16 protein-coding genes are annotated in these 13,733 nt (G+C 32.2%); 12 read left to right on the forward strand and 4 right to left on the reverse strand.

Annotated features, from left to right (window positions below):
* Positions 1–34: 34 nt before the first annotated feature.
* The 9 genes from lysA to OH806_RS06230 all read left to right on the forward strand — a co-directional run bounded on the left by lysA (position 35) and on the right by OH806_RS06230 (position 8,909).
* Positions 35–1,234, forward strand: a complete 1,200-nt coding sequence (gene lysA / locus OH806_RS06190; protein WP_264742796.1) for a diaminopimelate decarboxylase — start codon at positions 35–37, stop codon at positions 1,232–1,234.
* A gap of 115 nt (positions 1,235–1,349) precedes the next feature.
* The gene (locus tag OH806_RS06195) at positions 1,350–1,835 is read left to right on the forward strand and encodes an energy transducer TonB (protein ID WP_264742797.1); all 486 of its coding nucleotides are present in this window, start codon (positions 1,350–1,352) and stop codon (positions 1,833–1,835) included.
* A gap of 79 nt (positions 1,836–1,914) precedes the next feature.
* The gene (locus tag OH806_RS06200) at positions 1,915–2,262 is read left to right on the forward strand and encodes an energy transducer TonB (RefSeq protein ID WP_264742798.1); all 348 of its coding nucleotides are present in this window, start codon (positions 1,915–1,917) and stop codon (positions 2,260–2,262) included.
* Between the two features lie 126 nt (positions 2,263–2,388).
* Entirely contained in the window at positions 2,389–3,825 is a 1,437-nt protein-coding gene (miaB, locus tag OH806_RS06205; RefSeq protein WP_264742799.1) for a tRNA (N6-isopentenyl adenosine(37)-C2)-methylthiotransferase MiaB, read from the forward strand.
* Between the two features lie 56 nt (positions 3,826–3,881).
* On the forward strand, positions 3,882–4,304 hold the full coding sequence (locus OH806_RS06210) for a hypothetical protein (protein ID WP_264742800.1): 423 nt from the start codon (positions 3,882–3,884) through the stop codon (positions 4,302–4,304).
* 103 nt (positions 4,305–4,407) lie between these two features.
* Entirely contained in the window at positions 4,408–5,700 is a 1,293-nt protein-coding gene (locus OH806_RS06215; RefSeq protein ID WP_264742801.1) for a sigma-54 interaction domain-containing protein, read from the forward strand.
* 30 nt (positions 5,701–5,730) lie between these two features.
* Positions 5,731–6,420, forward strand: a complete 690-nt coding sequence (locus OH806_RS06220; RefSeq protein ID WP_264742802.1) for a hypothetical protein — start codon at positions 5,731–5,733, stop codon at positions 6,418–6,420.
* Entirely contained in the window at positions 6,410–6,961 is a 552-nt protein-coding gene (locus tag OH806_RS06225) for an LptE family protein (RefSeq protein WP_264742803.1), read from the forward strand. The genes OH806_RS06220 and OH806_RS06225 overlap by 11 nt, the downstream gene beginning before the upstream one ends.
* 1 nt (position 6,962) lies before the next feature.
* Positions 6,963–8,909: a tetratricopeptide repeat protein gene (locus tag OH806_RS06230; protein WP_264742804.1), complete on the forward strand. Its 1,947-nt coding sequence runs from the start codon at positions 6,963–6,965 to the stop codon at positions 8,907–8,909.
* A 36-nt stretch (positions 8,910–8,945) separates the two neighbouring features.
* Here OH806_RS06230 and OH806_RS06235 read toward each other — a convergent pair whose 3' ends face one another.
* From OH806_RS06235 to OH806_RS06250, 4 genes are all read right to left on the reverse strand, one after another.
* A complete protein-coding gene (locus OH806_RS06235; protein WP_264742805.1) occupies positions 8,946–9,557 on the reverse strand; it encodes a DUF4126 domain-containing protein in 612 nt (203 codons plus the stop codon).
* An 87-nt stretch (positions 9,558–9,644) separates the two neighbouring features.
* Positions 9,645–10,016 carry a ribonuclease P protein component gene (gene rnpA, locus OH806_RS06240; protein ID WP_264742806.1) on the reverse strand — a complete coding sequence of 124 codons (372 nt, stop codon included), beginning with the start codon at positions 10,014–10,016 and terminating at the stop codon, positions 9,645–9,647.
* A gap of 67 nt (positions 10,017–10,083) precedes the next feature.
* On the reverse strand, positions 10,084–10,809 hold the full coding sequence (locus OH806_RS06245; RefSeq protein ID WP_264742807.1) for a tRNA threonylcarbamoyladenosine dehydratase: 726 nt from the start codon (positions 10,807–10,809) through the stop codon (positions 10,084–10,086).
* Positions 10,802–11,425 (reverse strand): TatD family hydrolase, encoded by a 624-nt coding sequence (locus OH806_RS06250; protein WP_264742808.1) that lies wholly within the window; start codon positions 11,423–11,425, stop codon positions 10,802–10,804. The genes OH806_RS06245 and OH806_RS06250 overlap by 8 nt, the downstream gene beginning before the upstream one ends.
* Positions 11,426–11,521: 96 nt before the next feature.
* On the opposite strand from OH806_RS06250, the gene OH806_RS06255 reads away from it, so the two are divergent.
* The 3 genes from OH806_RS06255 to OH806_RS06265 all read left to right on the forward strand — a co-directional run bounded on the left by OH806_RS06255 (position 11,522) and on the right by OH806_RS06265 (position 13,615).
* The gene (locus tag OH806_RS06255) at positions 11,522–12,151 is read left to right on the forward strand and encodes a TetR/AcrR family transcriptional regulator (RefSeq protein ID WP_264742809.1); all 630 of its coding nucleotides are present in this window, start codon (positions 11,522–11,524) and stop codon (positions 12,149–12,151) included.
* Positions 12,152–12,254: 103 nt separating this feature from the next.
* Complete coding sequence (locus tag OH806_RS06260) at positions 12,255–13,250, forward strand: outer membrane protein assembly factor BamD (RefSeq protein WP_264742810.1); 996 nt, start codon at positions 12,255–12,257, stop codon at positions 13,248–13,250.
* 41 nt (positions 13,251–13,291) lie between these two features.
* Positions 13,292–13,615 (forward strand): DNA-directed RNA polymerase subunit omega, encoded by a 324-nt coding sequence (locus OH806_RS06265; RefSeq protein ID WP_264742811.1) that lies wholly within the window; start codon positions 13,292–13,294, stop codon positions 13,613–13,615.
* Positions 13,616–13,733 lie beyond the last annotated feature (118 nt).

A 13,733-nucleotide genomic window follows, 5' to 3' on the forward strand; every position in this document is an offset into this window, starting at 1 on the left:
GAAGAATCTGCCCTTTTTATGTTAAAATGATATTATGAATTCAAAAGAATTATTAAAAATTGCCAATGAGTTTGGCACACCGGTGTACGTTTACGATGCTGAATCTATTAAAACTCAATACGAGAAGCTTACATCCTCTTTTTTAAAACACACAAAGTTCTTCTATGCTGCGAAAGCATTGACAAACATTAATATCCTTAAGTATGTCAAGAATTTGGGTGCTTCTTTGGATTGTGTATCAATTAACGAGGTGAAACTTGGGCTAAAAGCAGGTTTCCCCAAAGAAAAAATATTATTTACTCCAAACTGTGTTGATTTGGTTGAGATTGAAGAAGCGATGACTTTTGGAGTACATATTAATATAGATAATATCTCGATTCTCGAACAATTCGGGAATAAATATGGAAATACGTATCCGATTTTAGTAAGAATTAATCCACATATTTTTGCGGGAGGAAATTATAAAATTTCTACAGGTCATATCGATAGTAAATTTGGTATTTCTATTCATCAGGTTCGTCACATTGAAAGGGTGATGAAAAGTACAAATCTGAATGTTGAAGGGCTTCATATGCATACAGGAAGTGAAATAAAAGATCCGGACGTTTTCTTACAGGCTCTGGAAATTATGTTAGAACTTTCTGAGCATTTTCCGAATTTGAAATATCTTGATATGGGAAGTGGCTTCAAAATTCCTTATCAGGATACGGAAGAAGAAACAGATGTGAAAACTTTAGGAAAAAAAGTAGAAAAAGTAATTTCCGAATTCACGAAATCTACAGGAAAAAAATTCGAATTGTGGTTTGAGCCTGGAAAATTCTTAGTAGGAAAATGCGGTTATCTTTTAGTGAAAGCTAATGTTATCAAGCAAACTACAGCTACTGTTTTTGTTGGGGTAAATTCAGGATTTAATCATTTGATTCGTCCAATGTTTTATGATTCTTACCATGTGATTGAAAACCTATCGAATCCTAAAGGAGCGGAAAGAATTTACACCGTAGTTGGAAATATTTGTGAAACAGATACTTTCGCTTGGGATAGAAAACTGAATGAAGTAAGAGAAGGTGATATTTTGGCTTTCCATAATGCAGGAGCTTATGGTTTTGAGATGAGCTCAAACTTTAATTCAAGATTAAAACCAGCTGAAGTATTATATTTAGACGGAAAAGCCCATTTGATTAGAAAAAGAGATGAGTTTGAAGATTTGTTGAGAAATCAGATAGAAATATTATAATTTTAAAACAATCGAATCGAAAATATTTACAAGAAACTTCGCTATTTAGTGGAGTTTCTTTGTTTTTTTGGTGTAATTTTGGTTTTTAATAGTACTAAATAGAAAAGAATATTATATGAAAGCAATAGCATTATTTATAGGACTTTTTGTTGCAAACTTTGCATTTGCACAGTCTGATTTAGAAGATAGAGACGATTCTTTTATTATGGAAAATAATAAGAACCTTTTAAAGATTGATATTAAAGAACCTTTTCTTCAGGTCGCTGTGAAAGGTTGCAAAGATTTTAAACCTGCAGCTTTTGAAGGAGGTGCGGCAACTTATAAAGAAATTTTAAGGAAATATATGTACACATACCTTAATTCTGATTTTTATACGATAGCAGGTGATTTTACATTTACTTTAACTATTGATGAAACGGGTAAAGTTGTTGATGTTTCAGGCGATCCGAAGGTCGTAAACAGTGAAGTTTTTTTTGATGATATGCAGTATGTTGTGAGAAGAATAAAGAAAAACTGGGTTCCGGCAACGTGTAATAATCAACCAGTGAAATCAGAGATGAAACTTAAAATGAATTTCTCTTCAGTTTCTGTCGATATGTAATTGTATGAATATGAGGAAATATATTTTAATTTTATTCTTACTTTTTATTGGATTTAAAGGATATTCACAAGAAGAAAAAATGAAAATAGAAAACACAGAGATTTCCAGAAACGCTGAGTTCCCAGGAGGTGATGATGCTTTTACTAAAGAGTTTTTAAGGATGGTTCATGCATATATTGACTTGAGAAAGTATGCTGTGAATGGGCAATTTGTGTTTGTATTTGATGTGAATACGGATGGGAAAATAGGAAATCTAGACGTTTTGCCAAAAGTAAAAAATAGTGAAATGTTTATTGAGGATATGGATTTTGCCATTAGAAAAGTAAAAAAGAAATGGAAACCCGCTATCAAAGATGGTAATCCTGTTATTTCCAAAAAAGTCATAAAAATTAACTTTACATCAGATCATTTTGACCATGGAGATTAGATGAATAATTCTCTTTAAAATGTAGCTGACATTCTGTCACAATATTTTGTATCTTTGCAAACTAATCTTTTTTAAAGTTTAAAATCTTTTTTTTGAACTTTAAATTTTGAATTTAAAAAGACTATCGTGCAAGAAAAATATATAGACGAAACAAAACAAGGTGAGGCTTTTGCAATTGCAGAGAGACCTGAAAACTCTAAAAAATTATTTTTAGAAAGTTACGGATGTCAGATGAATTTTTCTGACTCTGAGATTGTTGCATCGATCCTTAATGAACAAGGATATAATACAACGATGAAGGTAGAAGAAGCTGATCTTATACTTCTTAATACCTGTTCGATTCGTGAAAAGGCAGAGCAAACAGTAAGAATGCGTCTTTCTCAGTTCAAAAATCTTAAAAAGGAGAAACCGAATATGACGGTTGGAGTTCTTGGATGTATGGCTGAGAGATTGAAAACTAAATTTTTAGAGGAAGAACAACTTGTTGATTTAGTTGTTGGCCCGGATGCATATAGAGATCTTCCCAATCTTTTGAAAGAAACCGAGGATGGTAGAGATGCTATCAATGTTATTCTTTCAAAAGAAGAAACCTACGCAGATATCAATCCTGTTCGTTTGGGAGGAAATGGTGTCACTGCTTTTGTTACGATTACAAGGGGATGTGATAATATGTGTACCTTCTGTGTAGTTCCGTTTACAAGAGGCCGAGAGAGAAGCCGTGATCCACATTCTATACTTCAGGAATGTAAAGATCTTTGGAATAACGGATATAAAGAAATTACACTCTTAGGACAAAATGTAGATTCTTATCTTTGGTATGGAGGAGGCCCTAAGAAAGATTTTGCTAAAGCATCAGAAATGCAGAAAGCAACGGCGGTTGATTTTGCACAGTTATTAGATTTGGTAGCGAAAGCAGTGCCTGAAATGAGAATCAGGTTCTCAACATCTAATCCTCAGGATATGAGTTTAGACGTATTCCGAATGATGGCAAAACATGATAACATCTGTAAATACGTTCACCTCCCTGTTCAAAGCGGAAGTAATAATATGCTTGAAGCGATGAACAGACAACACACTCGTGAAGAGTATTTAGATTTGATTAAAAAAGCTAAAGAAATTGTTCCTGAAGTAGCATTTTCTCAGGATATGATCGTTGGTTTCTGTAATGAAACAGAAGAAGATCATCAAGATACCTTAAGCCTTATGAAAGAGGTGGAATACGACTACGGCTATATGTTCGCTTATTCTGAAAGACCAGGAACTCCTGCTCACAAAAAAATGGAGGATAATATTCCTGCAGATGTAAAACAAAGACGTTTGGCTGAAGTAATTGCTTTGCAAGGGGAATTATCAAGAAAAAGAATGGCTGGTTATGTTGGGAAAGTTCATCAAATTTTAATTGAAGGAGTTTCTAAAAAGAACAAAAATCAGTGGAAAGGGAGAAATTCTCAAAATGCCGTTTGTGTTTTTGATATGTCTGAAGGACAGAAAATTGGTGACATTGTGGATGTTTTTGTATATGATAACACACAAGGCACACTTTTAGGAAGAGTTGCAGAGTAACAATTGTTTCGAATAAAAAAAATAAAAATTATTATCAATAGCTTAATATAAAGACAATGGAAAAATTACAAAAATATTGCCTTGGTGTTTTGTTGGTAATAATCTATGGTAATATCTCGGCTCAGATAAGTAATGATGCTATTGAGAATAACGGTTGTAAAAAGATTTGTGAGGTACATCACCAAATTTTCAATAATGATTTTCAGGTATTTTGCTCAACCGAAGAACTCGCTTTTCAGAAGTTAAATCAGAAAAGTAGAGCCGTTGATATTATTAAGAAATACTTTCCAAGGTTCCAGAGGAATATAGGTTCTGATGTTCAGAGCTTGGGGTTCATGTATTCTCAAACTAGGACGGTTGACTTATTTTTGTTAAATTTTGAAAGACAAAACAAAACAAATAACTTTAGTGTTAGCACATATTTAAAAAATAAAGTTTCAAAAGTTAGAAACAAAGATTATTTAGATTTGATAATTTAATTCATGCTAAATATGATGTTTTTTTCATCATATATTCAAGATGTGTTTACAGTAAGAATAATTAATGTAGACAAAAATTAAATCAATAATCTAAAATTTACTTATGAGCAACGAGCTGCAAAATATAAAAAACCGTTTCGGAATCATCGGAAATTTTCCGGCTTTAAATAGAGCTTTGGAAAAATCAATTCAGGTGGCACCAACCGACATTTCCGTTTTGGTAATCGGAGAAAGTGGTGTGGGAAAAGAATTTATTCCTAAAATTATTCACTCAGAATCAAAAAGAAAACATCAGCCCTACATTGTTGTAAACTGTGGTGCAATTCCGGAAGGAACGATTGATTCAGAATTATTCGGGCACGAAAAAGGAGCGTTTACAGGAGCTACAGCAACCAGAAAAGGATATTTTGAAGTTGCAGATGGCGGAACAATTTTCCTTGATGAGGTTGGGGAATTACCTTTGCAAACACAGGTTCGTTTGTTGAGAGTTTTGGAGAGTGGGGAGTTTATGAAAGTGGGTTCTTCTCAAATCCAAAAAACCAATGTGAGAATTGTGGCAGCTACAAACGTGAATATGATGAAGGCAATTCAGGATGGAAGATTTCGTGAAGACTTGTATTATCGTTTGAATACCGTTCAGATTGATATGCCTCCTTTGAGAGAAAGAAAAGGGGATATTCATTTGTTATTCAGAAAGTTTGCAATCGATTTTGCTGAAAAATACAGAATGCCTGAGCTTGAACTGGAACCAAGTGCAGTTCATTATATTGAAAATTATGCCTTTCCGGGAAATGTGCGCCAACTAAGAAATTTGGTTGAGCAAATGACTGTAGTTGAAAGAGAAAGACATATCTCGGTTGAAAAACTGGCAGAATATATTCCAATGGATGCACATCTTCCAATGGTGGTAAACACGCCTAATACTCAGAAACAAAATGACTTCGGCAGTGAGAGAGAAATTATGTATAAAATTCTCTTTGATATGCGAAACGACTTAAATGATTTAAAATCCTTAACTTCGGAATTAATTAAAAACAGAGGAAGTAATGATTTGAGTAATCAGGAGAAAACTTTGATTAACAGGATTTATACTCAGGAGAGTCAACAACCTGTAAGTTCTAATTCTTTGTTGTTTTTTGAAAATAATATGAATACCAATTCTAATGTTCAAAATCCGACAATAATTTCAAATCCTGAAGAAAGTTATGAAGATGTGGAAGATATAGAAATTGAGGACGAAAGACCTGAATCTTTGTCTCTCCAAAATAATGAAAAAGATTTAATAATCAAAGCGTTGGAGAAACATAAAGGAAGGAGGAATAAAGCTGCTGATGAATTAGGTATTTCTCAAAGAACTCTATATAGAAAAATAAAACAATACAATTTGGAAGAATAAATCACTAAATATTAATTAAAGAAATAAATCATGAGAATTAGTGTAAAGCCAATCAATTTTAAATTTAATGATTATCTCAGTAAAGGATATGAGTTTTTGAAAGCTAACTTTGGAAACATTTTTTTAGCAGTAATATTTTGCATTATTATGGCTATTATTCCTTTTTGCGCGATGTTGGGAATGGGTAACTTATATACTTATCTAAGAAAATTAAGAAAAGGAGAAAACGTTGGAGCTGGAGAAATTTTTAATTTTGATAATTTTACACCGTATTTTATTTTACAATTAATAATTATTGGAGGAATATTGGTTTTATATATTCCTTTGGCTATCATAATGTTTGCTACGCAACAAAATGGAGAGCCTTCTGCTTTAGGTTCTGTTCTTTTGTTTCCTTATTTGGCAATTATGTATATTATAATTTTTGCTGTAGTTTTAAAAGGGTTTTATATGCCGGCGCTTATCTCTCTTGGTGGAGTAAAAGATGTCAAAACCGCATGGAATATGTCTAAAGTGATGACAAAAGGAAATATTTGGAATATCTTGCTTTTTTCAATTGTTGTCGGGTTTCTTTCTCAATTAGGTATTATCGCATGTGGGATAGGTATTTTATTAACGATGCCATATTCTTATACAGCTAATTATTTCGCTTTTGAAGATGCAATGCAGCAGATTGAGCATGACGAAATACAAGAAATAGGACTAAAAAATGAATATTAAATTAAAGAAGGTTAAAATATTTCAACTAAAATTCTCATGGATTTTGGTTATCAGTTTAGGATTTTTACAATCTTGTTACTCTTTTACGGGTTCATCTCTTACAGATGAAAAAACTGTTCAAATCAATGAATTTCCTAATAATGCTGCGTTGGTGAATCCGACTTTAGCGCAACAGTTTTCTACAGATATTCAGAATAGATTTTTACAAAGAACTACTTTAAAAGGGACAAAAGAAAATCCGGATATTTTGATTGAAGGTGAAATTACCGATTACTCAATTTCTCCCACAACAATTAGTTCAAATACAATGAGTAATAATGTAGGAGGGGTGGTTCAGGAGTCTCAGAATAAACTTACAATTACGGTAAAAGTACATTACGAAAATAAATTACATCCGGATTCTAGCTTTGACAGAACATATTCTGACGAGGCAGTATTCAATAGTAGTCTGTCTCAGGCCGACATAGAAGCTTCACAAGTAAAAATTGTAACAGACAGAATTATAAACAAAATATTTAACGATATCGTAGCGAATTGGTAAGATGAATCCTAGAGTTTTAGAATTATTAAAGAACCCAAAACATATTCAGTCGGAAGATTTAGATCTTTTGAAGGGCGAGATTGATTCTTTTCCGTATATTCAGAATATCAGAGCTTTGCATTTATATGGAGTGCATCTCTTTGATAAAGAAAATTACCAGAAAGAGCTATCAACAACGGCTGCTTATACTACGGATAAAAAAATTCTGTATCAACTGATTAATGGCAAGATTCAACAAAAACCAAATCTGGAAATTGTTGAAAAAACGATAAAACCAATACCTGAAAAAACTGAAGAATCTAAGAATACATTAGAACCTAAGAGTACATTTAAATATGTTTATCAGGCAAATAGTTTTCCGTTAAGAAGAGAGGAACCCAAAAACGAAGTGATTGACAGCATCACAATTCCTGTTAGTGAAGTTGAAAAACCTGTTGAAACTAAGGAAGAGGTTGTTGATAATAAAGAAACTTTAGAAGAAAAAGATAAATATGAAGAGGCTTCATGCCTTTTACAGAATACGTCACAGTCGGAACCTATTTATATAAATGGTGAGAGAAATCGTATTTTATTTGAGGGAGAAGAAAACTTCCTAGATGATACAAATGTCGAAACTATTGATTTGGAATCTACTTTAGAATCTGGAACTCTAGTCACACAGACACAAGAAAAACCAGCAACAGAGGAAACCCAATCTTCAAACGAAGAAGAAATTGATGTAAAGGTAATTGATAATGAGGTTGAGAAAGTTGCAGAATTTACTCCTGAAACGGTTATTGATGAAGATAAAATAGAATCTGAAACAGAGAAAGAAGTTGTTGATAATGCTTCAGAACTTAGTTTTCACGGTACAGAGTCCTTTTTACCGGATGTGAAAATTCAATCGACTACCGTTGAAGAGATAAAAGCAGAAATTCCTCAATCTAATATAAATAAGCATGAAGAGGAAATGCGTCGTCTGATTGAAGAGGTTGAAAGAAAAATGAAGGAAAGCAAAAGTGCTGTTGTTGAAAAGCAAAAAGAAAAAGAAGAGGAAGAAGAGATTCTTAGCCACGATATAAGTTTTGCAGAAACCCAAAGTTTTGATGTAAAACCGGAGGAAATTTCTCAAGTTTCAGAAGCCGAGCAAGAACCTGAACTAATTGATGTGGTTCAAGAAAAAACTGAAGAACCGGTTGTTGAAAGTGAACCAGAGGTAAAATCTACTTGGAAACCGATGAGTTTTGAAGCTCATACTCCGGATTCGTTACTTAATAAATCAGTGGAAACTCAACCTGCAAAAATTGAAGAGCCTATAATTCAGGAATCTCCTGTTGAAATTCAAATTGAAGAATCTCCGAAAGCCGAAGAAAAAGAAACTTCTAATGAAGTAGAGGTTTTACCTGACGTTAAAGAAGATAATTCAGCAAATAGAGCTATTCAGATTGATGAAGAAATAAAAAATGAAGTTCCAAGTCAAGAAGAAGCTCCGGTTATGAACGTTTCTTTCTTTGGTTCTGATATTTCAAGTCTTAAAATCAGTGAACCAGTAAAAGGAGAGAAGAAAGAAGAAGCCGAGATTCAAAAAATTGTTGAAGAAGTTAAACCTCAGTCAATTGATAGTAATGTTCCAGGATTTATTAATACCTGGCAAAGTTGGTTGAAAATTGATAGAAGTGAGGAAATCAAGAAAGAAAAAGTTGAAATTAAAAATAAAGCAATTGAAACTTTTATAGAGAACAATCCTAAAATAAGTCAGCTTAAAGATGAGGTTTCTTTTGTTGTAAAAGAGAAAACGGATGATATTTCACATTTAATGACCGAAACATTAGCCAACCTTTATGTTGAACAAAAATTGTATACAAAAGCAATAAAAGCTTTCGAAGTATTAATTAATAAATACCCTGAAAAGAAAGAGTATTTTGAATCTAAAATTCAGGAAATAAAAGATATTCGAAATAGAAATTAAAGAAAAAAAAATCCCAGCTTTTAAACTGGGATTTTTTTATAAATTATTGTTTACTATTTCCTTTTTTGATTTCAGTTTTCGCCAGGCTTTTCGCCCAAAAATAACAACTACAATTACTAAAATAATAGCACAGATTGCAGCTAAAACAGGTAAAGCCATTGCTAAAACAGACATGATTCCCGCTCCCGCTGTTTCTGTCGTTCCAACCACCGAATTTCCCAAACCTCCTGTTGTCGCTGTAGATGCCGCCCGAATTCCTGCAAATCCGGAGCTTATGGTTGCCGCTGTTCCTCCTCCTGCAATAAGAGCCAAAGCCCATTGAGGAAAAGTTCCCAAGTCAGCAAACTGACTCGCAAATAGTACAGAACCCGCAACCGTTGCCAAAGGAACGGAAAGCGTATCTAATAAATGGTCAACAAAAGGGATATAATAAGCTAAAATTTCAGCGATAGTTGCAATTCCTGTTGTGATAAGAGTGGGAAGACCTGCAAGCCATTCAAACTGTTCATTCATAGGAATCCAGCCAGCGTATGAAGCTAAACTTACGGCAAACATCGGAAGAAAAACTCTAAAGCCCGTTGCTGCAGCCAAGCCAATGCCAATGAATGTACTTAACACATAAGGTAGATAAGGAATATTGTCTAACATTTTAATTTTCAGATTTGTTTCCCTTAAAGTTACAAAAAGTATGCAAAGATGTGTAAAATAAAATTTTGGTGTATTAAAAAAGTATTATCACTTTTTTTGTGCCTCACAAAGTTTAATAAACTGTTTTTCTACATCTTGATATTTTTGAGGTAATTCTGGTGATACCCAAAACAGCATCGCAATTGTTTTTTCTCCGAATGCTTCTTTAAACATATCTTTATTTAAACGATAACATTCTCTTAAAAGTCTTTTTATGCGATTTCTGTGAACAGCTTTTTTAAAATATTTTTTAGAAACAGAAACAGCGAACTTTGTAGTTTCAATAGGGAAGGTTGGCTTGTTTTTAAGGATAATAATTCTCAAATTCCCATTCGTTTTCCATTTGCCTTTTTCAAAAAGCAAAGTGATTTCATTGTTTTTTTTCAGCTTTTCAGCTTTGGGATATTTGAAATTTGTCATTTACGAACTGTAAATATAAGGTGTATTTTTAAAAGAATATGTTTGGAGATTAGACTTAGGGTATTTTTTAATCTTTTTTCACTAAATAATTAATAACTTCAGCTGCAGCATAAAGACCAAACATTGCAGGAATATAGCTTATGGTTCCGTAAAATGATTTTTTGAAATTACTTCCGTCAGTCATCTTTAAGCTTTCTTCTTTCTGTATTTCATTAGAAAAAACACAACGAATTCCTTTGTTTATTTTTTCTTTTTTTAGTCTTTTTCTTACTTGTTTTGCCAGAAAGCAATTGTGAGTTTTGCTGATATCTCTCACCATTACCATACTTGGGTCTGTTTTTCCACCTGCTCCCATAGAACTGACAACTTTTATTTTTCTCCTTCTTGCAGCAATAAGTAAAGTAAGTTTTGGGGTTACACTGTCAATACAGTCAAGAATATAATCAAATTTTCCGTTATCTAGAATCTCATCCATTCTTTCAGGATTTAGAAATTCATTGATTTTTATAAGATTGAGTTTTGGATTGATATCCAGAAGTCTTTCCGCGACTACTTCAACTTTATGCTTTCCAACAGTGGAATGCAGTGCAGGAAGCTGTCTGTTAATATTTGTAATGTCAACAGTATCACCATCTACAATAGTCATATTTCCGACTCCGGCTCTTGCCAAAAATTCGGCTGCAAAAGAACCAACTCCACCCAATCCCACAACTAGAACAGATGCTTTATTTAGATTTTCCAATCCTTTTTCTTTGATAAGAAGTTCGGTTCTCTCCAACCAGTATTTATCCATTTTTTATCGTTTCTAAATTTTCTAAAATTTGTTCATTAAGTTTTTCCAGAGAAACTTCCTTTATTTCTGAAACTTTTTGATATAATTCTTCAATGTTAAAATCTTCATTATCAGTTTCTAAAAATATTTTGTTTAAAGGAGTAATTTTCAAAGTATTTTGCAAAGATAAATTATACAAAACAGCTTTTCCAAAACTCAAATAAAAATTATTTTTAAGTAAGTCTTCTGCAATACTTTGTTTTTTATTAAAACCATGAATAATCATTGGCTGTTTCGCATATTTTTTAAATGAAATTACCTCATAAAATTTTTTCACACAATGAATAATGATGGGCTTTTTTACTTCGTTTGCTATCAAGATTTGTCTTAAAAATACTTCTTCCTGAATCTTATTTTCAATCGGAACAAGGGAGTCTAAACCACATTCTCCAATGGCAAAGCAATTTTGAAACATCATTGATTGCATCCAGCTAAATTGAGTTTCAATATTTTGAATCTCAATATCTTGTGGGTGAATACCAATAGAATATGGGAAATCTGGAGGGATTCCTTTACCGAGATTATAAATACCGTATTTTATATGTTTCTTATGATGATGAAAATCAAAAAAATCCATAGCCCAAAAGTAGTATATTTAAGTTTAACTTAAAATCATTAAACGAACGTTTACTTTTATGTTAAAAATTTCTTAACTTTACTCAAAGTACACTTCATGAAGAAAAAATTTACGGAGAAACAAATACATATACTGAATATAGCTGAAGAACTCATTGCTAAAAAGGGATATGAGGGAACGTCTGTAAGAGATATTTGTTCAAAAGCAAATATTAATGTGGCGATGATTTCCTATTATTTTGGGTCAAAAGAAAAAATGATGTCTTATCTCTATCAATATAGAGTGTTGAAAACCAGAGAGAACTTTTCTGAATTTGCAGATACCATAAAAGAAGGTAAGCCAGAAATGCAGATGAAAGAGATTATCAAATACATTGTTGGCCAGTTATTTAAGTATAATTACTTCCATGGTTTTGTTACGCAGGAACTTCGCCATACCGAAAATCTTAAAGATGAACTCTTGGATTTTTACCAGTTGTTTGTAAAAAAATTGGACGATGTTATCAAAAAAGGGGTAGCATCAGGAGTTTTTACTTTTACTCCAAAACCAGAGGATGTTCTTACTACCATTATTGGCTCTACACTTTTTGTCATTCGAAATAAAAATTTTTATGAATTGTATGTTCCTAGTAAAAATGAAGAAGCATATAATAAAGAGGCAGAAAAAAAGGTAAGAATGAATCTTTTACTGAGTGTTTTCGCTATTTTGGGATACGTTGCAGACTAAAATTACGTTAAATATTCATAAAAAAAAATCTATTGACAAAAAAGTTATATTTTTGCAAATTAATAGATCGGTTATATAATCCGAAAACTGTTGAATTTTTTATATGAAAAAATATATTTTAGGTCTTTTTGCTGTAGCTGTGGTTTCATCATGTGTTAGTCAGCAAGAAAAAGCAATGAAAAGTGCTGATAAAGCATACATCTTGAAAGCTGCAAATGAAAATTTTGCCAAAAAGAAATGGAAAAATGCTTTAGCTCTTTACGATAGGCTTGCGAATCTTGTTGCAGGAACAGATGATTTTCCGAATGTAGCTTTTAATACTGCTTATGCTAATTATTATGACAAAAATTATAAATTGGCAGGGCATCAGTTTAAAAACTTTGCAGTAAACTTTCCAAAAGATCCAAGAGCAGAAGAAGCAGCTTATTTGTCTGCTTTGTGTTATTATGAAGGATCTATGGATTACAATTTGGATCAATCTAGTACAGAGTTGGCGATTAATGAATTGCAGAACTTTTTAAATGAATATCCAAATTCTGAAAGATCTAAAAATATCAATACAATGATTGATGAATTGTCTTACAAACTTGAGTTCAAAGCTTATGAAAATGCAAGACAATACTTCAATATGGGGGATTATAAAGCGGCCAATACAGCGTTAGAAAATGTTTTGGAAGACTTTCCAAGTACAAAACTTCGTCCGAAAATTTATGATTATATCATGAAGTCTCGTTACGAACTTGCTACAAAATCTGTTTATGATCTTAAAGATGAGCGTATTGAAAGTGCTTTGGCATTTACAAAACAGGTAGAAAAAGAGCTTCCAAATACTGAATATTCTAAAACAGCTTTAGACTTAAGAGCTAAATTAGAAAAAGAGAAAAAGAATTTTGTTGTTGTAAAAAAACAAACAGAGGAAAGAATTGCGACGCTTACAGCTAAGCAAAAGAAAGAAATGGATAAGCTGTCTGAAAAACAAAAAGCTGAAGAACAAATGAAAAATCAGATGGATGCAGAGAAAAAAGCAATGCAGATTCAGAGAGATAGTGCTGCGCTTCAAACTCCACCTCCTGCAGCTACTTTCAAAATTCAAAGATAATTCGTAAATTTGCCATCTTAAAATAAAATAAATTTCTCAAAATGAGTGTAAAAGATACAAAAGCAGAAGTAAATACTATTACTTATGATAAAGATAAGATTGAAGGTAAAGTGGGTTCAATCTATGAAGCTATTGTAATCATGGGAAAGAGAGCAGAGCAGATTAATGCTGAAATTCGTACAGAATTACACAATAAGCTTGACGAATTTGCTGTTCACAATTCTACATTAGAAGAAGTTTTTGAAAACAGAGAGCAAATAGAAATCTCTAAACATTATGAAAAACTTCCAAAGCCAACTTCTATTGCAATTGAAGAATGGCTGAATGATGATGTATATTTCAGAAAAACTGAAGACAGAAAATAACAATTAATTTGTTTTTTATATATGAAGGTCATAAAGGAAAATGTTTCTTTTATGACCTTTGTTGTTTATCAAACATGATTCTGAGAAAAAATAAGTAATTTAGTATTCTAAAATTAAA

Source organism: Chryseobacterium oryctis (assembly GCF_025971925.1).
GTDB lineage: Bacteria > Bacteroidota > Bacteroidia > Flavobacteriales > Weeksellaceae > Chryseobacterium > Chryseobacterium oryctis.

Bases quoted from the DNA above. Each gene is read 5' to 3' on its own strand.
- lysA (WP_264742796.1), top strand. From the start codon at position 35: ATGAATTCAAAAGAATTATTAAAAATTGCCAATGAGTTTGGCACACCG.
- OH806_RS06195 (WP_264742797.1), top strand. From the start codon at position 1,350: ATGAAAGCAATAGCATTATTTATAGGACTTTTTGTTGCAAACTTTGCA.
- OH806_RS06200 (WP_264742798.1), top strand. From the start codon at position 1,915: ATGAAAATAGAAAACACAGAGATTTCCAGAAACGCTGAGTTCCCAGGA.
- OH806_RS06210 (WP_264742800.1), top strand. From the start codon at position 3,882: ATGGAAAAATTACAAAAATATTGCCTTGGTGTTTTGTTGGTAATAATC.
- OH806_RS06215 (WP_264742801.1), top strand. From the start codon at position 4,408: ATGAGCAACGAGCTGCAAAATATAAAAAACCGTTTCGGAATCATCGGA.
- OH806_RS06220 (WP_264742802.1), top strand. From the start codon at position 5,731: ATGAGAATTAGTGTAAAGCCAATCAATTTTAAATTTAATGATTATCTC.
- OH806_RS06225 (WP_264742803.1), top strand. From the start codon at position 6,410: ATGAATATTAAATTAAAGAAGGTTAAAATATTTCAACTAAAATTCTCA.
- OH806_RS06230 (WP_264742804.1), top strand. From the start codon at position 6,963: ATGAATCCTAGAGTTTTAGAATTATTAAAGAACCCAAAACATATTCAG.
- OH806_RS06235 (WP_264742805.1), bottom strand. From the start codon at position 9,557: ATGTTAGACAATATTCCTTATCTACCTTATGTGTTAAGTACATTCATT.
- rnpA (WP_264742806.1), bottom strand. From the start codon at position 10,016: ATGACAAATTTCAAATATCCCAAAGCTGAAAAGCTGAAAAAAAACAAT.
- OH806_RS06245 (WP_264742807.1), bottom strand. From the start codon at position 10,809: ATGGATAAATACTGGTTGGAGAGAACCGAACTTCTTATCAAAGAAAAA.
- OH806_RS06250 (WP_264742808.1), bottom strand. From the start codon at position 11,425: ATGGATTTTTTTGATTTTCATCATCATAAGAAACATATAAAATACGGT.
- OH806_RS06255 (WP_264742809.1), top strand. From the start codon at position 11,522: ATGAAGAAAAAATTTACGGAGAAACAAATACATATACTGAATATAGCT.
- OH806_RS06260 (WP_264742810.1), top strand. From the start codon at position 12,255: ATGAAAAAATATATTTTAGGTCTTTTTGCTGTAGCTGTGGTTTCATCA.
- OH806_RS06265 (WP_264742811.1), top strand. From the start codon at position 13,292: ATGAGTGTAAAAGATACAAAAGCAGAAGTAAATACTATTACTTATGAT.